The sequence below is a fragment of the Halococcus sp. AFM35 genome, assembly GCF_051195015.1.
Taxonomy (GTDB): Archaea; Halobacteriota; Halobacteria; order Halobacteriales; family Halococcaceae; genus Halococcus.
Genome location: NZ_JBNTJU010000006.1, coordinates 49,246 through 68,485, shown reverse-complemented (window position 1 = coordinate 68,485; position 19,240 = coordinate 49,246). Strand labels below are relative to the sequence as shown.

Annotated in this window: 14 protein-coding genes and 1 tRNA gene; 10 read left to right on the top strand and 5 right to left on the bottom strand. The window is 64.1% G+C overall.

All coding sequences use genetic code 11. The features are described from left to right. The first annotated feature begins 57 nt into the window (after nucleotides 1–57). From ACQUQO_RS06610 to ACQUQO_RS06585, 6 genes are read left to right on the top strand one after another with little or no spacing between them, the layout of a single operon-like run. Nucleotides 58–1,512, top strand: coding sequence for a metallophosphoesterase family protein (locus ACQUQO_RS06610; RefSeq protein WP_435077290.1), 1,455 nt, complete (start codon nucleotides 58–60; stop codon nucleotides 1,510–1,512). Continuing rightward, entirely contained in the window at nucleotides 1,509–4,232 is a 2,724-nt protein-coding gene (locus ACQUQO_RS06605) for an AAA family ATPase (RefSeq protein ID WP_435077176.1), read from the top strand. The genes ACQUQO_RS06610 and ACQUQO_RS06605 overlap by 4 nt, the downstream gene beginning before the upstream one ends. After that, nucleotides 4,232–5,461 carry a DNA double-strand break repair nuclease NurA gene (locus tag ACQUQO_RS06600; RefSeq protein ID WP_435077175.1) on the top strand — a complete coding sequence of 410 codons (1,230 nt, stop codon included), beginning with the start codon at nucleotides 4,232–4,234 and terminating at the stop codon, nucleotides 5,459–5,461. The genes ACQUQO_RS06605 and ACQUQO_RS06600 overlap by 1 nt, the downstream gene beginning before the upstream one ends. Continuing rightward, on the top strand, nucleotides 5,458–6,147 hold the full coding sequence (locus ACQUQO_RS06595) for a hypothetical protein (RefSeq protein WP_435077174.1): 690 nt from the start codon (nucleotides 5,458–5,460) through the stop codon (nucleotides 6,145–6,147). Before ACQUQO_RS06600 ends, ACQUQO_RS06595 begins: the two co-directional genes overlap by 4 nt. Further along, nucleotides 6,144–7,808 carry an ATP-binding protein gene (locus tag ACQUQO_RS06590; protein ID WP_435077173.1) on the top strand — a complete coding sequence of 555 codons (1,665 nt, stop codon included), beginning with the start codon at nucleotides 6,144–6,146 and terminating at the stop codon, nucleotides 7,806–7,808. The genes ACQUQO_RS06595 and ACQUQO_RS06590 overlap by 4 nt, the downstream gene beginning before the upstream one ends. Nucleotides 7,809–7,864: 56 nt before the next feature. Beyond that, on the top strand, nucleotides 7,865–8,929 hold the full coding sequence (locus ACQUQO_RS06585) for a type I restriction enzyme HsdR N-terminal domain-containing protein (RefSeq protein WP_435077172.1): 1,065 nt from the start codon (nucleotides 7,865–7,867) through the stop codon (nucleotides 8,927–8,929). Nucleotides 8,930–9,139: 210 nt separating this feature from the next. On the opposite strand, the gene ACQUQO_RS06580 is transcribed toward ACQUQO_RS06585, so the two are convergent. After that, nucleotides 9,140–9,214: transfer RNA gene (locus ACQUQO_RS06580), tRNA-Val, on the bottom strand. A 39-nt stretch (nucleotides 9,215–9,253) separates the two neighbouring features. Continuing rightward, nucleotides 9,254–9,787 carry a cob(I)yrinic acid a,c-diamide adenosyltransferase gene (locus ACQUQO_RS06575; RefSeq protein WP_435077171.1) on the bottom strand — a complete coding sequence of 178 codons (534 nt, stop codon included), beginning with the start codon at nucleotides 9,785–9,787 and terminating at the stop codon, nucleotides 9,254–9,256. 111 nt (nucleotides 9,788–9,898) lie between these two features. Between ACQUQO_RS06575 and ACQUQO_RS06570 the strand changes: the two genes are divergently transcribed. From ACQUQO_RS06570 to ACQUQO_RS06560, 3 genes are read left to right on the top strand one after another with little or no spacing between them, the layout of a single operon-like run. Next, nucleotides 9,899–10,963: a hypothetical protein gene (locus tag ACQUQO_RS06570; protein WP_435077170.1), complete on the top strand. Its 1,065-nt coding sequence runs from the start codon at nucleotides 9,899–9,901 to the stop codon at nucleotides 10,961–10,963. A 42-nt stretch (nucleotides 10,964–11,005) separates the two neighbouring features. Beyond that, nucleotides 11,006–12,280: an MgtC/SapB family protein gene (locus ACQUQO_RS06565; protein WP_435077169.1), complete on the top strand. Its 1,275-nt coding sequence runs from the start codon at nucleotides 11,006–11,008 to the stop codon at nucleotides 12,278–12,280. 47 nt (nucleotides 12,281–12,327) lie between these two features. Beyond that, a complete protein-coding gene (locus ACQUQO_RS06560; protein WP_435077168.1) occupies nucleotides 12,328–13,368 on the top strand; it encodes a zinc-binding dehydrogenase in 1,041 nt (346 codons plus the stop codon). Nucleotides 13,369–13,371: 3 nt separating this feature from the next. Here the strand turns inward: ACQUQO_RS06560 and ACQUQO_RS06555 are convergent, their stop codons facing one another. Further along, complete coding sequence (locus tag ACQUQO_RS06555; protein ID WP_435077167.1) at nucleotides 13,372–15,690, bottom strand: polysaccharide deacetylase family protein; 2,319 nt, start codon at nucleotides 15,688–15,690, stop codon at nucleotides 13,372–13,374. A gap of 444 nt (nucleotides 15,691–16,134) precedes the next feature. Here ACQUQO_RS06555 and ACQUQO_RS06550 point away from each other — a divergent pair, with 444 nt between their 5' ends. Beyond that, a complete protein-coding gene (locus ACQUQO_RS06550; protein WP_435077166.1) occupies nucleotides 16,135–18,153 on the top strand; it encodes a PQQ-dependent sugar dehydrogenase in 2,019 nt (672 codons plus the stop codon). Here ACQUQO_RS06550 and ACQUQO_RS06545 read toward each other — a convergent pair. Then, nucleotides 18,150–18,515: a TetR/AcrR family transcriptional regulator gene (locus ACQUQO_RS06545; protein ID WP_435077165.1), complete on the bottom strand. Its 366-nt coding sequence runs from the start codon at nucleotides 18,513–18,515 to the stop codon at nucleotides 18,150–18,152. The genes ACQUQO_RS06550 and ACQUQO_RS06545 overlap by 4 nt on opposite strands. Beyond that, nucleotides 18,515–19,192: a helix-turn-helix domain-containing protein gene (locus tag ACQUQO_RS06540; RefSeq protein ID WP_435077164.1), complete on the bottom strand. Its 678-nt coding sequence runs from the start codon at nucleotides 19,190–19,192 to the stop codon at nucleotides 18,515–18,517. The genes ACQUQO_RS06545 and ACQUQO_RS06540 overlap by 1 nt, the downstream gene beginning before the upstream one ends. Nucleotides 19,193–19,240 lie beyond the last annotated feature (48 nt).

Below are 19,240 nucleotides of genomic sequence, written 5' to 3'. Positions count from 1 at the left end.
CTCCATGTCGTATCGTTCGTTCGGTCGAACAGTTTCACCTCGCTCGGGGTGGTGAGCATGCGGCTGGCACACGCCGCCGACATCCATCTCGGCCACAGACAGTACGACAACCCACAGCGCGAGACGGACGTCAAACTCGCCTTCGAGCACTTCCTCGGGACGGTTGGCGAGCACGACGTGACGGCCATCCTGCTGCCGGGCGACCTTTTCGATTCCCGTGACGTGAGTCCCAAAACCCTCAACGAGGCCGAATCCGTTCTCGCCGATGTCGACGTTCCCGTCGTCGTTTCGCCGGGCAATCACGACCAGAGCATGGGCACCCGCCGCGAGCTGACGTGGTTGCAGTATCTCAACGACAACGGTCTCATCACGCTGCTGTCGGGGAACCCGAGCGACGACCCGGCGTTCGTCCGAACCGACCTCGCCGACCCACGGCAGGGCGGCGGCGGGTTCGTCGATATCGAGGACGGCGGCGAGACGGTGCGCTGTTTCGGCGTGCCGTATCGCGGCGCGTACATCGAGCGCGACATCGAACCCATCGCCGACGGTATCCGAGCGGTCAACGAGCGCGAGGGCGCGCCCGACACGACGGTGTTGCTCGCCCACTTCGGCGTCGACGACGCGGTGCCGGACCTCGGCGCAACGGTCAAGCGCGCGTGGCTGACGCCAATCGAGGACTGCGTGGATTATCTCGCGCTCGGGCACATCCACAAACGGTACGAGACCGGCACCGTTGGCCGGAACCCGGGCAGTCTCGAAGCGCTCGACATCCAGGAAGGGCGGTGGGACGAAAGCCACGGCTACTACGTCTTCGATACCGAGGACGGGACGGCCAATCATCATCTCTCGCATCGCCGGCCGTATCACACCATGAGCTTCGACGTGTCGGGCTATCGCACCTTCGAGGACCTCCGTGGCGAGTTCGCGGCGGCGCTTGAAGACGAACGCCCATCGGTCGAACGGTCCTGTGAGCGTAAAATTCACCGCGATGGCGGTGGCAATCGCCGCGAGCCGGTCGTGAACGTGCGCTTCGTCGGCACACTTCTCCTCGACCACGGGAGCTTCGACGTCGAGGCGCTGCGCGAACTCGCCGCCGAATGCCTCGATGCGCTGCACGTCCAGCCGACGAACAACACCGAGCGCAAGGCCATCGCGGAACTGCTCGGCGATATCGAGCGCGACGAAGCCTTCGACGCCGACGGTACCGTCAATACCGATGTGCTTCAGGAGCGGGTGTTCACCACCATCGCCGGTGAATCGCGCTACAGCGCCGAAACCGAGGCCGTCGCGCGGACGCTCGACGAACTCGAAGGACTCGTCACCGACGATGGACAGGGCGCGAGCGAGGTCGCGGCGTATCTCGGCGAGCGTCGGCGCGAACTGTTCCCCGAGGGGGCAGCCGAGTCCGGCGACGAGTCGGCGAGTGACGACGTGGAGACGAATGACGGTACGGAGGCGGCAAACGAGGAGCGAACGAGTCAACAGACGCTCGACGCGCGGGGGAGCGAATGAGCATCGTCATCGAGCGGGTGTGTTTGGAGGGCATCAAGAGCTACGGCGAGAAGACGACCATCGACCTCGGGGCGGGCGTGACGGCCATCCTCGGCGACAACGGGGCCGGCAAGAGCACGATTCAGGAGGCCGTCGGCTACGCGCTGTTCGACAGCCATCCGTTCACCAATCAGGACCGACTCGTGCGCGACGGTGAATCCTCCGGCGAGATCGCCGTGACGTTCACGAACCGCACGACCGGCGCACAGTACACGGTCCGTCGATGGGCCGGCCGGTCGAAGTACGAGGTCCACGACGGGGACGGGGATAACCTCTCGCTCGACGGGACGAGCGAGATCAAAGGCTGGATTTGCGACCAGCTCGGCATCGACGACGCCGAGGACCTCGCCGAGGTCTGGGAGCGAAGCGTCGGCGTCGCCCAGACCGACTTCCTCGCGGACTTCACGAAGACCGAGACCGAGCGCATCGACACGTTCGACCCGCTGTTCGACATCGAACGCTACCGCGAGGCCTACAAGTCCCTCGGCGGGCTCGACGAGGCGTTCGACGACGACATTCGGGACCACCGCGACGAAATCATCGGTCTCGACGCCAAACTGGAGGAACTCCCGGATGTGGAGGCGCGCGTCGAGGAACACGAGACGACCATCGCGGAGCTTGCCGACGACATCGAGCAGTTGGACGCCGATATCGAGGAGTTCGAGGACGAACGCGAACGGCTCGAAGCCATCGAAGAGGACCTCCGCGACGCCGAACAGGAGTTGGCGGCGCTCGAAGAGACGAAGATTCCAGCACAGGAGGAGAACCTCGAATCCGCAAAGGAGCGCCGCGACGAGGCGAAAAAGGCCAGCGAGACGCTCGAAGCGGTTCGTGAGGGCTACGAGCGCAACGAGGCCGCACAGGACCGTCTCGATGAGTTGCAGGAGCGCCGGAGTGAACGCGAGGCCCTCGAAGACGAGCGCAACGACCTCGGAAACGAAATCGACCTGCTCAAACATCGGGTCGCCGATGCCAAAGACGACCGCCGTGCGGCCGAGCGGGCACGCGAGCGCGTGCGCGAACTCGAACCCGAAAAGGAGCGCTACGAGGAGCTGCAAGAGGTGGTGTCTCAGCTGGAGGACGATGCAGAGCGTCTCGACGACATTGAGGACGAACTGGCGGATATCGACGCCGATATCGAGGAGCTGCGCGCGGAGGCTGCCGACCGCGAGGCGGCTATCGAGGAGGCCGAAACACGACGCGAGGAGGCCGAAACGCTCGCTGCACGGCAGGACGAACGTCAGGACCTCCTGGCCGAGCGAAAGTCCTTGGAGGCCGAGCGCGACGAGTTGCGCGAGCAGAACGAGGAACTCCGGGCCATCGACATCGGCGACGGTTCGGCAGTCTCGTGTCCGACCTGCGACCAGCCCGTGACCGCCGACCACCGCGAGAGCGTCATCGAACGCAACCGCGAGCGCATCGAGGAACTCACGGCGGAGCGACTGCCGGCCATCGCGGAGGAAATCTCGACCGTCGAGGAGCGCATCGAGGCGGCGCGGGCGGCAAAGGAAGCGACCGACCGGATTCCACGGCTCGAACGCGAGCACGAGTCCATCGAGGAGGAGATCGACGAACTGAAAACCGAAAAGCTCGAGTACGAGGCCGAGCGCGACGACCTCGAAGCGCGCGTCGACGAACTGCCCGACAAGCGCGAGGCGATGGCCGACCGCGAGGGCGTCAGCGAGGACTACCACACCGCGAAGGCGACCATCGAGAGCGCCGACGGAACCGCCGAAACGCTCCGTGATGCGCGAGAGAGACTTGGCGAGCGACTCGTCGCCTACCGGCAGCTCGGCGACGAACTCGCCGACTTCGACGGTCTCGACGGGGATATCGAGACGACGAAGGAGACAATCGCCGAAACCGAGGAGCCCCATCGGACCTACATCCAGAACGAACCCGTCGCCGAGAGCCTCGACGAACGACAGGCGGCGGTCGACGACGAGGGCGAGGCGCTGGCATCGCTGCGCGCCGAGCGACAAGAAGTCCAAGAGCAGGTCGCGGAACTCGATGACGAGTTCGATGCGGCACGACTCGACGACATCAAGGAGGAACTGGGCGAGCGCCGAGAGACCCGTGCCAAGCGCGAACAGCAGCGCCAGAACAGTGAAGACGGCCTCGCGGACGCCCGCGAGCGCCTCGACGAACTCGAAGAAAAGCGTGGGCGAAAGGCCGAACTGGAGTCGGAGGTGACCGAACTCGAACGCGACAGGGAGTTCGCCCGGTGGGCGCGCGACAGCCTCCAGCAGGGTGCTGAAGACCTCCGGGACCTCACGACCAGCGAAATCGGCGACCGGGCGAACGACATCTATCAGGCGTTGCGTGCCGCCCCGACCGAGACGCTGGTCTGGGACCGAACGTACAACCTCCGGGTTCGCGTGCGCGGGCAGAACAAGCCGTTCGATACGCTCTCGGGTGGCGAGAAGATGGCCGCGGCGCTGTCGGTTCGGCTTGCGGTTCTCGAACGGCTCGCCACGGTCGGGATGGCGTTTCTCGACGAACCGACCGCGAACCTCGACCGGGGTAAGCGTGAGAACCTCGTGAGCCAACTGGAGCGCTTCGACCAGTTGAACCAGTTGCTCGTCATCAGCCACGATAGAACTTTTGAGTCGATGACCGAGCGGACGGTCGAACTCGAAAAGGACGACGACCGAGAGCTGACGCGGGTGGTGAGCGACTGATGCCGTTCTATCCCGGCGAGGTGGCGAACGACCTCCAGCACTACACCGAGGAGATTCGGGAATACGCTGGCGACGACGAGCACGTCGTGGCGAGCTATCGCGATGCGCTCCGTGATGCGCTCGCCGAATACGACGCCGACCGCCTCGGTGCGGAAATCGGCCCCCATCCTCAGCCCGGCGCGGCACCGACCGACGAGTGGGACCGGTCCGAAAGTCCGGTCGTGCGGTTCGAGCGGTCGACGTCGTGGGAGAACCACGAAGCCGTCAATCGGTTCGCGAAGGAAGTATTGGAGGGAAAGACGACAATCGCTGCCGACGGCTCCGAAATCGGCCCGACCGAGGAGTTCACCGTTCCCTTCGGACTCGTCCAGGTCGCGTGGAGCGCCAACCATCATCATCCCGACGGCGACTACGACGGTGACGTGTCCAGTCACGTCCTCGGCCCGCAGACGGTCACCGAACAGGCTGAAGAAGGGGGCATGCGTTACGTCGATGGTCGCATACCGGGTCACGAGCGCTACCGTGCGGAAGGCCGTGCGGTCGTCGAGTGCATCCGGCGCTTCGCCGACCGCGACCGAACGACGGTCGTCGTCTACGACGGACCGCTCGTCCCGCTGTTCGCCAACACATACGCCCCCGAGGTGCGCGACGAGTATTATCGCGAGACGATGGCGCGGGTGTTGGCGGCGAGCGAACATCACGAGGTGCCGGTCGTCGGCTACACCGCCGGCACCAAGCGGACGAACCTCGCGAAGATGCTCCAGCAGGCCTACAGCGAGCGCCTCGGTGACGAACCACTCATCGCCGACGCGCGGGTTCTCAGCGCGTTCTCCGGGGGGTGGGGCGACCGCTCGTTGACGTTCGTCAACCGCTGGGGCGAGACCGTCGACGAACTGGCGACGACCTACGAGGGGACGGAGTACGGCTTCGCCGAGGAGGTGTTGTTCACGTATCTCGACGTGCCGGGCGGCGACGCGATGGACTACCTCGAATTTCCCGAATGGGTCCAGCGTGAGGAACGGGTCGACGACGTGCTCGACATCGTTCGCGCCGAGACCGGCGTCGGGCGCGGCTATCCCGAAATCCTCCAGCAAGCCGACGCCAACGCCGTGCTGGACATCGGCGCGAAGGAGCGGTTCCTCTCGCTGGTCCAGGAGTTCGCCGACGAGGAGAATCTCCCCATCGAGTGGGACGCGAAGACACTCAGCAAGGAGCGACGACGCCGATGAGCAGCGAGACCGACCACGGAGACCACACAGACATGACAGCCCACGAGCCGGTCATCGACGACGATGACCTCACGATTGCGAGCATCGTCACGTCGAACGGCCAGATGGATTACGTCGCCGAGGTGTACCGCAACCACGAGCGCGAGCGCGTGCCCGAAAAACAGGACTACGAGTTCGGCCAGCCCGTCTACGTCACGACCACCGTTCGTGGTGACGAGCGCGCGCTCGTGGGGGTCGTCTACGATTCACAGCTCGTTGACCCCGACCAAGGCCGCGACGGGCCGCGGCTCTCGACGCCCGATCAGGAGCTGTTCGTTCCCGGCTACGTCGACGAGAAGCAGACGCTGCTCGGCATCGCGCTGCTCGGGGTCGCGGAGCTGACGTCGGCCGAGGGTGGGCAGGGGTTCGCGTCGGTGTCCCAGGAGCTGCCGCGGTGGACGCTCGATATCGACGATTCGGTCTCGAAGCTCTCGGGCGAGGGGTTCAGGCAGTTCCACTATCCCGACGATAGTCTCCAGCTGCGATACTACGACCGGCTCATCGAAACGGCCGGCCAGTTCGGCGCGGAGGTGACGCTCTCGCTCATCGAACGGCTTCGTGAGGGGGCGAGTAACGAGAACACGCTCGACGTCATCGAACAGAAGGTCCGGTGGGAGGCGAGTTCCGACCGCGGGGTGGTCAGGTGACCGACGACCTCCCCGACCCGCCCACGGGACGGAACGTGGCCGCTGCCTCCGACACCGTGGTCGGCACGGTCGAGAAACCCGGTGAGAGCGCCGACGAGTTCGCGTTCATCGCGCCCACTGAAGTCGAGGTTCGCACCGGCGAGTTCGTGGTCTACGAGACGGTCGTTGAGGGCGAGGCGCGCGACGTGCTCGCCCGCGTCACCAACACCGAACAGGAGCGCGGCCTGCCCGGGGAGTTCCTCGCGGACCCGACCGTGGACCCAGAGGCCATCGCGGGCGCGCTCGGGGTGCCGAGCGGCGACGTGGAAATCGACCGCGTGACCGCTCGCGTGGTCGGGTATTTCGACAAGGACATGGCAACGTTCGCCAATCCACGGTCGCTGCCGGACCCCGGTTCGAGAGTTGCGCTTGCGAACGACGAGTTCCTTGAGGCCGTGCTCCCGAGCGCGGACTGGGAGCGCGAGGCCGGGACGGCTCACGTCGGCTGGCTGCTCAACCGCGAGACGCGGGCCGCGAACGTCTTTCTCCCGGTCGATTCGTTCGCCGCAACCCATCTCGCAATCCTCGCCTCGACGGGCAGCGGAAAGTCCTACACCGCGAGCGTCGTCATCGAGGAGATGCTGCGCCCGCAGTCGCGGGCCGCAATGTGCGTCTTCGACCCCCACGGCGAGTACGACACCCTCGACGGGATGCGAGAGGACGACCATTCGTCGGTATTCCAGGACGGGGCGTACACGCCGGAGGTCAACATCGTCACTCCCGAGGAGATCACCGTCGCGATTCCCGATTTGAACTACGGCGATCTCCTCGCGCTGCTCGACGAGCCGAGCGAGCGGATGAAGGAACTGCTTGACAGGGCATGGCGCGACCTCCAGAAGGAATCGAACCAGATCGGCGTTCGGGACATCATCAGCAAGTGCGAAGAACTCGACGAGGGCGACCACGGGACCGCCAGCGCGCTCGCATGGCGGCTCAATCGCGCACTCAACCGCGACCTGTTCGCCAGCGCGGCGCGGGAGGACCTCACCGACCTCGTCGCGCCGGGCCAAGTGACGGTCCTCCAGTTGAACCGGCTCTCGGAGGACGACCAGCAGATGCTCGCCGCGGCGCTGCTTCGCAAGCTCTACGAGGCGCGCAAGGACGCGATGCGCGGCGACGGCGACGACCTCGATTTCCCGCTCTTTACGCTCTTGGAGGAGGGCCATCGCTTCGCGCCCGACGGCAGCGCCCGCTCGCTGCCGATTCTGCGGACCATCCTCTCGGAGGGTCGGAAGTTCGGCTTCGGCGTGGGCATCATCTCACAGCGGCCCTCGAAACTCGATGCCGACGTGCTCTCCCAATGTGGCACCCAGATAATCATGCAGATTCAGAACCCGAACGACCAGCAGGCGATCCGCCAATCGGTCGAGAGCGCCGGCGAGGACGTGCTGGACGAACTCCCGGGGCTGACGCCCGGACAGGCCGTCATCGCCGGCGATGCGATGAACACGCCCGTGCTGACCCGGATTCGGAAGCGCCACACGAAACCTGGAGGGCAAAGTCTGGACGCGACCAACGAGTGGCGCGACAGTTGGAAAATCCGACATAAGGAACAAAATCGTAAGGTCGTTGATCCATACGAAGATGATGAAGAGGAAGTGGACGACACGCCGCTTTTTTGAGTCGTGGCTTTCCAAACAATGATTTAAATCACATGCGGTAGTTTTCGGGAGTAAGAATGGACGAGAGCGACGTAGCGGCGTACGTCGAACGTTCGGTACCACTTATCGAGTCGTCGCCACAGATGGACGAGCAAAACACGAAGGCGAAACTCATCAGACCACTGATCGAACTGCTTGGCTGGGACGTGTATTCTTCGGAAGTCGAACTCGAATATTCGATGCAGATCGGCCGTGGGAACACGCGGGCGGACTACGCTCTCATACTGGAAGGAACACCGGTCGTATTCATCGAAGCCAAGGGGTGCGATAGCACGTTAACCGATTCCGATAGGAGCCAACTGGCGAGCTACATGCGACAGACCGGCGTCGATTGGGGACTGCTGACGAACGGAACCACCTTCGAGATACTGAAACGGCGAACTGACAGCAATCGCCCGGAAGAAATCCTCTTGGGAACGTTCCCGCTTACGGAACTCACCGAGAATCGAGAACTGCTCGAACTTCTCTCGAAAGAACTCGTCGAATCGGGTGAAGCGAGCAGTATCGCCGAACGCATGGAAGCGACGAGAAACGCCACCCGAACGCTCAGGAGTGAAAAAGAACGCATCGCTGAGCGAGTGACGCAAACCATCACGGACGAGATAGGTGATATTCCGGCACAGGAAATCCAGGCTGTATCGAAAAAGTATATCGACGAACTGGTCGATACACTTGAAAGCCCGAGCGACGCGCAGGGGGAGCGCAGAAACGGTGACGGAGAACAGCGTGACGAAACCGAAAACGAGTCGCAGTACGTGATTACACTTGACGACAACGGAACAGTCGTCGAGTCATTCAGCGAGCCAAATCAAAGCACAGTAATGGCAGCTGCTACCAATCATCTAATCGACAAACACGATCTGATAGACGAACTTGGAACCCTTCCGTACGTTCCCGGCCGAAAGAATGCAGTCCTGAATACAGAGCCGGAGCATCCTTCAGGTGAAGAAATGAAACAGTATCGAGAGGTATCTGGCAGTTATTACCTTGACACGAATATGAATGCACAACAGAAACGGCGAAATCTTCGGCGATTCGCGGAGCAGTGTGGTTTATCCGTTGAATTTGATGGGGTTTGGTAAGTCGGCGGTGACTTCATTTCATACTACGATACAGCGAACGACTGGCTGTACGGCGTGGATATGAATTGGGGCGGACTTGTGTTAGCGTTCCGACCGCGAGCGAACGCAGTAAGCGAGCGGGGCCGACGAGCGACCAACGGGAGCGAGGAGGCTTTTGGTCCAGATTTTGCCAGCGAGGCCGCTTTGCGGCCGAGCGCAGCAAAAGGTGGATGGGTCGGGGCGGATTTGAACCGCCGACTTCCTCCGTGTGAAGGAGGTATCATAACCAGCCTAGATCACCGACCCGCAGGGGTACTTCCCGACCGTCGAGTATAAACGTTGCCTTCAGTAGTCGGGCGCTTCCTCACCCACTCCATCGCGCCCGTTCACCACGCGCGCGAGGGTGAACAGGGCGTCCGAGAGTCGGTTCAGGTAGACCACCGCCTGTTCGTTGATTTCCTCCTCGCTTGCGAGCGCGACCGCGCGGCGCTCGGCCCGCCGACAGACCGCTCTGGCATGATGGAGTCGCGCCCCGCTGTCGCCACCGCCGGGCAGGATGAACGACTGGAGGGGTTCGAGTTCGTCGTCGTACGAATCCATCCACTCCTCCAAGCGCTCGACGCGCGCGGCGGTCATCCGCGGGTCCTCGGCATCGGGATCGGGATTGGCGAGGTCGGCCTGCACGACGTGGAGGTGGTTCTGCACCTTGCGGAGCTGCTCGTCCACGTCGTCGTAGCCCGTCGGGCGCACTCGGCCCACGGTTGCATTCACCTCATCGACGGCCCCATAGGCCTCGATGCGTGGACTACTCTTCGAGACGCGCTCCATCGTCCGGAGGTCCGTCTGACCCTCGTCGCCACGACCGGTGTAGATGGTCATGACCCATCCACAATCGCCGAGGACTTATAGTCGGTCGTCGCAGCGTCACCGAGCGAGTCGGATCGCGCGAGCGCCGGTATCCTCATTGGCCAAGGGCGCGAACGGGCACGAATGACGCTGTACGAGCACGTCGCCGACCTGCCGCTGCGCGTCGACGGACACGGTTTCGAACGCCACGAACGCGAGACGTCGAGCGGGTTCGCGCGGGCGACCACGGTCGTGACGCTCCGCAGCGGTGGCCACGTGGGCCGCGGCGAGGACGTGACCTACGACACCGCGGAGCACGACGCCCTCCACGACACGGACCCCGACTGGGACCTCGCTGGCGAGTACACCATCGAATCGTTTTCGGCGGCGCTTGAGAACGTCGACCTCTTCATCGGTCGCGACCCCGACCGTGAGGACTTCCACAGCTATCGCCGGTGGGCGCTCGAAAGCGCCGCGCTCGATCTGGCGCTTCGCCAGTCCGAAACGAACCTCGGGGCGGCACTCGACCGGCGATATAGCCCTGTGCGCTTCGTCATCAGCACGCGACTCGGGGACCCGCCCGCGACCGACCGCGTCGACGAGTGGCTGGCCATCCAGCCCGAGGCGGAGTTCAAACTCGACCCGACGCCCGACTGGACCGACGAACTGGTCGAGAGCATCGCAGCCACCGGTGCAGTACGAATTGCCGATTTGAAGGGCGCCTACGAGGGTACTGAGGTCGACAACCCTGCCGACAGCGACCTCTATCGGCGCATCGTCGAGGGCTTCCCCGAGGCACTCGTCGAGGACCCCCGACTCACCGACGAAACCCGCGAACTGTTCGCGGGCGAGGAAGGCCGGGTGAGCTGGGACCATCCCATCACCGGCATCGAAAGCATCGAATCGTTGCCCTTCGAGCCGCACTGGCTCAACATCAAACCCTCCCGATTCGGTACCGTCGAGAGCTTATTCGATAGTATCGAACACTGCCTCGAACGCGACATCCACCTCTACGGCGGTGGCCAGTTCGAACTCGGCGTCGGGCGCGAGCACATCCAGACGCTCGCCTCGCTGTTCTATCCCGATGGGCCGAACGACGTCGCTCCCGGTGGCTACAACGACCCCGAACCCACGACTGGGCTTCCCGAGAGTCCGCTCGTCGCGCCCGCCGCCCCCGCCGGACTCGGCTTCGCCGACGAGGGCACGTAGCGAACCGGCAGGATGCCGACGGACGTTTATTCGTCGGCTGAGATGGTTCTGTCTGTGCCCGTCCCCTTGCAGTTCGCCGCCCCGCTCGACACCCCGGTCGCCCACATCGCGCTCGCCGGCGCGCTCGGGCTGTTTCTGGGTCTCGAACGCGAGTGGTCGGACAAACCGGCCGGCATCCGCACGTTTTCGCTCATCAGCCTGCTCGGCGCGGTCTTCACCACGCTCGGCCGCGACGGATTGCTGGCGGTCGGTGGCGTGCTCGTCATCGTCCAAGGCACGGTATTGGCGATACAGGGGCTGCGCGACGAGGACCTCGGGCTGTCGCTCACTACGTCAGTGTCGATGCTGGTCGCCTACGGCATCGGCGCGCTCACGGCTGCCGGCTACGTCATCGAGAGCGTTACCGTCGCCGTTCTCTCCTCGCTGCTGCTCGTACTCAAGCGCGAACTCCACACGTTCGCGGGCGGTCTCTCCCGCGAGGAACTCCGCTCGACGACCGAGTTCGCCATTCTTGCCTTCGTCATCTATCCGCTGCTGCCGACGGGGCGCGTCACGGTCGGCACCGGGCAGTTGGCGGTCGAAATCGAGCCCCGAGTCGTCTGGCTGATGGTGGTCGCGGTCGCCGCCATCGGCATCGTGAACTACGCCATCGTCAGGAACTACGGGGGCAGGGGTATCGCCGTCACAGGCTTCTTCGGGGGATTGGCCTCCTCGACCGCAGTAGTGGGAACGATGCTGGAGTCGGTGCGCCAGCATCCCTCGGCGACCTCGTATGCCGTCGCTGCCGTGTTGCTCGCGGATGCGGCGATGGCGCTTCGCAACCTCGCCATCGTGCTCGCGTTCACGCTGCCGAACGTGCTCGTGGGCGCACTCGTCCCGCTCGCGGTGGTCGTCGTCGGCAGCGTCGCGGTCGCCGCCGGCACCGCCGACTGGAACACGCCTGTCGAGATGGATCTCGATAGCCCCTTCTCGCTGCGCAACGTGCTCGCCTTCGGCGCGATGTTCGCCGTCATCATTCTCGCCGGCGGCATCGCTCAATCGGAGTTCGGTCAGGTGGGTTTCTACGTGACCGCAGTGCTCTCGGGACTGGTTTCGAGCGCCGGCGCGACCGCTTCGACGGTGTCGCTCTATCGAACGGGGAGTTTGGCCGGCGAGACCGCCGTCATCGCCGTGTTGCTCGCCACCGCGTCGAGCATCGTCGTCAAGGCCGCGCTCACCGTCGTCGGGCCGAGCCGCCGCTTCGCCACCCGTGTCGCGCTTTGGAGTACCGTCCTCCTGGTCGCCTCACTGGTGTCGGCGGTGCTCGTGACGCTGTGAGTGAAAATACCGAAACCGCTTTGCGCGCGTCGCGTGCATCCGACACCATGCAGGCAGTCCAGTTCATCGAACACGGCGACCGCGACGTCATCGAGTACGGGGACTTCCCCGACCCCGAACCCGACAGGGACGAAGCGCTCATCGACGTGAAGGCCGGTGCGTTGAACCACCTCGATGTCTTCACGCGCCGCGGACTGCCGGGTGTCGACCTCGAAATGCCTCACATCCCCGGCAGCGACGCCGCCGGCATTGTCGAAGCGGTGGGCGAGGACGTCACGCGTGTCGACATCGGCGACCGCGTGGCGGTCACGGCGGGCATCTCGTGTGGCGAGTGCGAGTTCTGCCGCCACGGCGAACACTCGCTGTGTGAGAGCTACCACCTCATCGGCGAGCACGTTCGTGGGGTGCACGCCGAGCAGGCGGTCGTTCCGGCCGACAACCTCGTTCACGTTCCCGACGACGTGGACTGGGAGACGGCGGCGGCCGCGCCGCTCACGTTTCAGACCGCGTGGCGCATGCTGATGACCCGTGCCGACATCGAGGCTGGCGAGTCGATACTGGTGCTCGGCGCTTCCGGGGGAGTGGGACAGGCAGCCGTCCAAATCGCCGACTACGCCGGCGCGGAGGTGTACGCGACCGCGAGCACCGACGAGAAGTTGAGGTACGCCGAAGCGTGTGGAGCCGACCACACCATCAACTACGCCGAAAAGGACTTCGCGAGCGAGATGCGCGACCGCACGAACGGCCGCGGCGTCGATGTCGTCGTGGACTACATCGGCGAGGCGACGTGGGACGACTCCACGAAATGCCTCGCCAAGGGTGGTCGGCTCGTGACCTGCGGGGCGACCACCGGTCCGAACGCCGAGACCAACATCAACCGTCTCTTCTGGAATCAGTTCGATATTCTGGGGTCGACGATGGCCACGCTCGGCGAGGTCGACGACGTGCTCTCGCTGGTCTGGGACGGGACCTTCGAGCCACGGGTTCGGGAGACGCTGCCGATGAGCGAGGCCACCCGTGCCCACGAGATGTTAGAAGAGCGCGAGGGCTTCGGTAAGGTCGTCGTGATTCCCGACAGCGAGCGCTGACGTTCACTGCTCGCCGGCGAAATCGGCGGTGGTCAGCACGTCGAGGCCGCGGTACTCGACTTGGTCGAGCAGGTCGGCGAACGTCGAGCGCGATAGGTTCGACCCGCCCATGCGGTGGGTCATGAAGACGACCACCGTATCCGTCTTGTAGGCGAGCTCTATCATCTCGTGGGCCTTCGCCGCGTCGTCGTCTTCGTTGAGTTCGACGCGCGGGACCCACGACGCCTCAGTGATGGTTCCGCCGACCGAGGAGGAGCCGCCGCCGAAGCTCAGGTTGCAGTACTCGCCGGCGATATTCATCGCGTCCTCGTCGAAGTCGCCGAACGGCCAGATGAGCGTGTTCGCGCCGCGCGTGTAGCCGTTGTCGAGTTGCCATTGCTTGTTCTCCTCTATCCACTCGCGGGCTTGGTCCTCCGAGACGCTCCCGAGACCCTGACCGTGTTGTGGATGGAGGCAGACGGCCCAGTCGTCGCCGTGCATCGCATCGAGCTGGTCGGTCGAGAGCTTCCCGTCGTTGCCAACCATGCGCGGAATGACGGCGCTCGTGCCGGCCATGCCACGCGCGGAGAGTTCGTCGTAGGCGATGGTGGAGTCCGTCTCGTTACCGTCGTCGAACGTAAAGAGGACCGCGCCGTTGTCGCGCTTTGGCGTCGTGCGGATGTCGTCGACATCGATTTCACATGACTTCCCGCCCGTGTAGCACGAGATGGAGAACTCGTTGATGTCGGCCATGTCTGGCGTCCCGGTCCATGCACTCGGCGAGAGGCTCATGCGGACCCAGCCGTGTTTCTCGCTCAGGTAGCGCGTCGTGACCTGCTTCTCGCTCCCGTCGCCCGCGGCAAGCTCGACGCGAAGCGTCTCGTTCGAGACGCCGCGCAAGCGCACTGCCATCGACACGTCGCGGTACGCGAAGTTCTCCGAGAAGGTGTCGTTGACCATCTCGACGCGGTTGTTCGACCCGTCCGAGATGAGCGTGGCGTGGCCCGCGTCGTCCGCGGGGTCCTCCCAGTCGCCGCCGGGGCCGCCGTTGGATGCTATCTCACCCTGCTTGGGCTCCCAGCCCGCGCTGAAGTCGCCGAAGTCCTCGTAGGTGTTGCCGAGGTCATGCGACCGAGCACGGGCGTCGTAGCCGAGTTTCAGGTCGTTGGCGTCGTCGGTATTGCCCGGACCTGTGTCCATCAGCTCACCATCGACGAACACGTTCGCATCGCCATCGAGGCTGATATCGGTGAGTGTCCCCGAGAATCGATAGCTGTCGGCACTGATTCCCACCTCGCCGGTGGCGCTCGACCCGGAAATCTCGTCGTTGCCGTTGATATTCGCGCCGTTGGCCGTGCTCTTCGCTAACTCACCCGAGACGCTGAAGCGGTAGGTCGCCCGTGAACCGGTCCCCTCGATAGTGAGTATATGGCTCGAATATTGAGTCGAATCGAACGGTTCACCGTCAAGGGTCACGTTCGCCTCACCGCCCAGTTCAAAGCTGGTGAGGTCGCCGGAAAAAGAGTAACTGTCGGCTGAGATGCCGACCACACCGGTGGCGCTCGATTCGGAGATCTCGTCACCGGAGTTGATGTTCGCGCCGTTTGCTGTACTCTTCTCGAGGTCATCCGAGACGCTGAAGCGATAACTCGCCCGCGAACCGGTTCCCTCGATAGTCAGCACATGCTCGGGATAATCGTCGGGGTTGAGCGGTTCGCCATCGAGGATAACGTTTGCCTCCTCGTCGAGAGCGAACGCCTCCAGTTCGCCCGAAAATACGTAGCTGTCGGCACTGATTCCCACCTCACCAGTAGCAGTTGACTCGGATATCTCATCACCGGTGTTGATATTCGCGCCGTTGGCCGTGATCTTTTCCAACTCGTTCGAGACGCTGAAGGTGTAGGTCGCTCGCGAACCTGTCCCCTGAATCGTCAGCACGTGGTCGGGCCGCTGGCCAACGTGTGCCGGTTCGCCGTCGAGGGTGACGTTCGCCCTTCCATCCAAATCGAACGCAATGAGTTCACCGGAGAACGTGTAGCTGTCGGCGGAGATGCCGACCACACCCGAAGCGCTCGACCCGGAAATCTCGTCGTTACCGTTGATGTTCGCGCCGTTTGCTGTACTCTTTTCGAGGTCACCCGAGACGCTGAAGCGATAACTCGCCCGCGAACCAGTTCCCTCGATGGTAAGTGTTTGTGAAAGTGCCGCCCGTCCGCGACTGGCGAGCAACGGGAGGCTCAGAACGCCGATACCTGCCGTGCCCGCACCGCGAAGATACGCGCGTCGCGTAGTGTCGTTTGTATGCCGAGGTTTCCAACCATCAGCTGAGGAAAAGCCACCCATGGATAGAGATGGGAAGTCGTATTGCCTATAGGTTCACACTAACTGTTTAAGAGTCTCAAATGGCTAAAATATGAAAACAACAGTTCAGAGTTCCCGCCGGACGTGTGCTGTCGGTGGGGAGTCTGTGCGTCTTCCAAGCATGGCGTCGTGAGCGAAGTCGGTGAATTCTGAAGAGGAATCACCCTACTCGATATACTGCCAGTCGGGGATTGTTGCGTCCTCCACATAGAGAAATCAAGAGGGGGAGCGAGCGAAGCGACCAATAGAAGACATCCAGTAAATGCCTTCGACCGACAGCATCGGACGACACCCACATCCCGGTGCGATACGCGAGCGGTTGGGTAGGGATTGAGACGACATCCCCAGTATCGGTTTCGGCGCGGATGGCCGACGAAGTCGTCACGATTTTGTTCCGAGCGCCACTCGCTGTGAGCGAACCCTCACGTGAACCCGATACAGCACACACAGAATCGGCGGAGGCGACGGGCCGTCGGCCGGCGGCGGTTTCTCGGACTGACGGCGGCCGGCGCGCTCGCGGGCGTCGCCAGCGGGCGTGGACGCGCACAGGACACCCGGACCATCGAACTCGGGGGAAAGATAGCCGGCTGGCAGGGACGTAGTCCCGAAGCCATCGCCGGCGAGGAGAACCCGACGCTCGAACTCGAAGCCGGCGTCGACTACCAAATCACGTGGACGAACCTCGACGGGATGGGCCACAACATCGCGCTGCTCGACAAAAACGGCGAGGTACTCAAGCGCACGAGCGTGATGAGCGAGCAGGGCGCGACCCAGACCATCGCGTTCACCGCGCGCGAGGCAATGGCCGAATACATCTGTGAGCCACACCGTGCCTCGATGCGCGGTGCCGTGAGCTTCGGCGCTGACACGCCCGCAGCGAATGCCACGACCGATACCACCACCGAGAACGCCGTTCCGACCGGGCCGACGGTCGGTCTCGAACGGGTCGTCGGCGGCTTTCAGGTCCCGACGGACATGGCGCTCCTGCCCGGTGATAATCGGCGGCTCGTCGTCGACCTCCCCGGCATCGTCTATCTCAACGAAGGTGACGAACTGCGCGAGGAGCCGTTCCTCGACCTGCGTGATCGCCTCGCCGAACTCGTCGGCGAGCGCGGCCTGCTCGGTCTCGCACCCCATCCGAACTTCGCGCAAAACCGGCGCTTTTACGTGCGCTACAGCGCCCCGCTGGCCGACGACGCACCCGAGGAGTTCTCCCACACCGAAGTCCTCGCCGAGTTCGAGGCGAACGCGGACAGGACGAGCGCCCGCCCCGACTCCGAGCGCGTTCTTCTGGAGGTTCACGAACCCCGGAAGGTCCACAACGGCGGCGCGGTCGCGTTCGGTCCCGACGGCTATCTCTACACCTCCTACGGCGACGGTGGCGGCCCGCGGGATACGGGTCCCGGCCACGCCAGCGACTGGTACGAGGAAAATCGCGGCGGCAACGGTCAGGACGTGACCGACAACCTGCTCGGCTCGATTCTCCGTCTCGACGTCGATAGCCGCGAGGGAAACAAGCCCTATCGGATTCCCGACGACAACCCTCTGGTCGGGAAAGCTGGTCTCGACGAACACTACGCGTGGGGCTTTCGCAATCCCTGGCGGATGGGATTCTCCAATGGTACTCTCTACGCCGCCGATGTCGGCCAGAATCGCTACGAGGAAATCGACCGCGTGGTGAAAGGCGGCAACTACGGCTGGAACGTCCGCGAGGGAACCCACTGCTATGGGACCGAGAGCCTGAGCGACATGCCCGAGACCTGCCCAACGGCGACCCCGCCCGATGTTCGGGGTGGCGAACCGCTCCGTAAGCCGGTCATCGAATACCCCCACGCCCGCAACGGCGAGACCATCGGCATCTCGGTCATCGGCGGCTATCTCTACGATGGAAGCATCGACGCCCTCGACGGGAAGTTCGTCTTCGGCGACTATAGTAAAGAAGGCGAACCGCGCGGGTCGCTGTTCGCGGCCACTCCCAGCCAACAGGGTCTCTGGGAGTTCGAGGAGTTGCAGGTCGAGGGCGCGGAAGGCGGTGCGGTCGAGGGCTATCTCATCGCCATCGCCCGCGACGAGGAAGGCGAACTCTTCGCGCTGACCTCCGCCGGCGACCTCGGTGGCTCGGTGAACCGCATCACTGCGACGGAAACGACGAAAACGGCGACTGCCGAGACGTCCGCCCGAGCGACGGCGAACACGACGGTCACCCAGACGACCACGATGGCCCGAACGCGAACGGATGCGGCCACGACGGGCGAAGGTACGACCGAAACGACCGTCACAGCCGGTACGGAAACGACGAGCGGGGCGGCGACCGCAACGGAACCCACCGCGAACGAATCGGGGACGACGAATCGAACCGAAACGAGCGCCGACGGAGCCGGCTTCGGCGTGTTCGCCGCGCTCGCCGGTATTGGCGGTCTCGCTGTGCGTCGTCTCGGGCGCTAAGAGTTGTTCTGCTCCTTTCGGAGGTTCGTGAGGACCTCCGCTTCGAGGGCATCGCGCACGTCGAGGCGCGCGTCCGGGTCGTCATCGGCAACGTCGGAACGGTCCATGAACCGGTCGAGGATGTATCCGAGGAAGGCCGCGAGCAGCCGGTCTTTCGTGTCGTAGTGGTAGTGCAGGACGGCCTTGGTCTTCTCGAACTCGTCGGCGATGGCCTGCATCGTGAGGTTCGCGTAGCCGTGTTTAGAGAGCGCACGATAGGTCCCGCCATGATATCCTCGCGGGTGTCGGTCGGCCGTTCCGTCCCTGTCGAACCCATTTCCCCGAACGTTCGGCGGCGAACGGTTATCTCCTGTCGCTTGCATCAGGAATCGTCGCGGCGTGCTTCGACCCCACCGACCAGCAGCGTGTCCTCGATGAGCGCGCCGGTCGCCCGGCGCAGCCGTTCGGAGAGCGCCTGATGGGAGATGTCGAGTTCCTCGGCGAGGTCGCTCTGGTCGGTCTCGCGGGGCACTTCGTAGTAGCCCGCTTCGAGGGCGGTTTCGAGCGCCTCGAACTGGGCCTCGGTCAGCCCGTAGCGGCCGGCCGGCTGGCCGTCGAGCTGCCGGATGGCCTTGACGTCGAAGGTCAGCCCGTTGTCCTCGGCGAACTGAACCGTCTTCGACAGCGAGTCGCGGTCGGGGTAGAGCACGCGGAGATACCACCGGCCGTCGGTCCCATAGGCGTCGGTGATGGTCGCCTGCGAGTTCGTCAGCATCTGGAGCACCATCTCGACCTCGGAGACCCACTGCATGCGATAGAGCTGTTCGTCGTCGAACTCCGAGAGCAATTCGAGGTCCTCGATGCTCGGGTCGCGCTCGACGGCCTCCTCGACGGCCGCAAGAGGGGCGTTGCGGATCCACATCAGCGGCATGGCCGCCTCGTCGCCGCTCTGGACGATGCGCTCGACCTCGAATTCGACATCGGATAACGAACTGAGTGCCTCGTACAGCGCGAACTCCTCGGCCGGGATTTCTCCCCGGACGATACAGGCGTTGGCCATAGCCGCCGTTCACATCCGCTCAGCAAAAACCTCCCGACACGGTCCTCC

Excerpts from the sequence above, each read along its gene's own strand:
- ACQUQO_RS06610 (WP_435077290.1), top strand. The coding sequence starts at position 58 with ATGCGGCTGGCACACGCCGCCGACATCCATCTCGGCCACAGACAGTAC.
- ACQUQO_RS06605 (WP_435077176.1), top strand. The coding sequence starts at position 1,509 with ATGAGCATCGTCATCGAGCGGGTGTGTTTGGAGGGCATCAAGAGCTAC.
- ACQUQO_RS06600 (WP_435077175.1), top strand. The coding sequence starts at position 4,232 with ATGCCGTTCTATCCCGGCGAGGTGGCGAACGACCTCCAGCACTACACC.
- ACQUQO_RS06595 (WP_435077174.1), top strand. The coding sequence starts at position 5,458 with ATGAGCAGCGAGACCGACCACGGAGACCACACAGACATGACAGCCCAC.
- ACQUQO_RS06585 (WP_435077172.1), top strand. The coding sequence starts at position 7,865 with ATGGACGAGAGCGACGTAGCGGCGTACGTCGAACGTTCGGTACCACTT.
- ACQUQO_RS06575 (WP_435077171.1), bottom strand. The coding sequence starts at position 9,787 with ATGACCATCTACACCGGTCGTGGCGACGAGGGTCAGACGGACCTCCGG.
- ACQUQO_RS06570 (WP_435077170.1), top strand. The coding sequence starts at position 9,899 with ATGACGCTGTACGAGCACGTCGCCGACCTGCCGCTGCGCGTCGACGGA.
- ACQUQO_RS06565 (WP_435077169.1), top strand. The coding sequence starts at position 11,006 with ATGGTTCTGTCTGTGCCCGTCCCCTTGCAGTTCGCCGCCCCGCTCGAC.
- ACQUQO_RS06560 (WP_435077168.1), top strand. The coding sequence starts at position 12,328 with ATGCAGGCAGTCCAGTTCATCGAACACGGCGACCGCGACGTCATCGAG.
- ACQUQO_RS06555 (WP_435077167.1), bottom strand. The coding sequence starts at position 15,690 with ATGGGTGGCTTTTCCTCAGCTGATGGTTGGAAACCTCGGCATACAAAC.
- ACQUQO_RS06545 (WP_435077165.1), bottom strand. The coding sequence starts at position 18,515 with ATGCAAGCGACAGGAGATAACCGTTCGCCGCCGAACGTTCGGGGAAAT.
- ACQUQO_RS06540 (WP_435077164.1), bottom strand. The coding sequence starts at position 19,192 with ATGGCCAACGCCTGTATCGTCCGGGGAGAAATCCCGGCCGAGGAGTTC.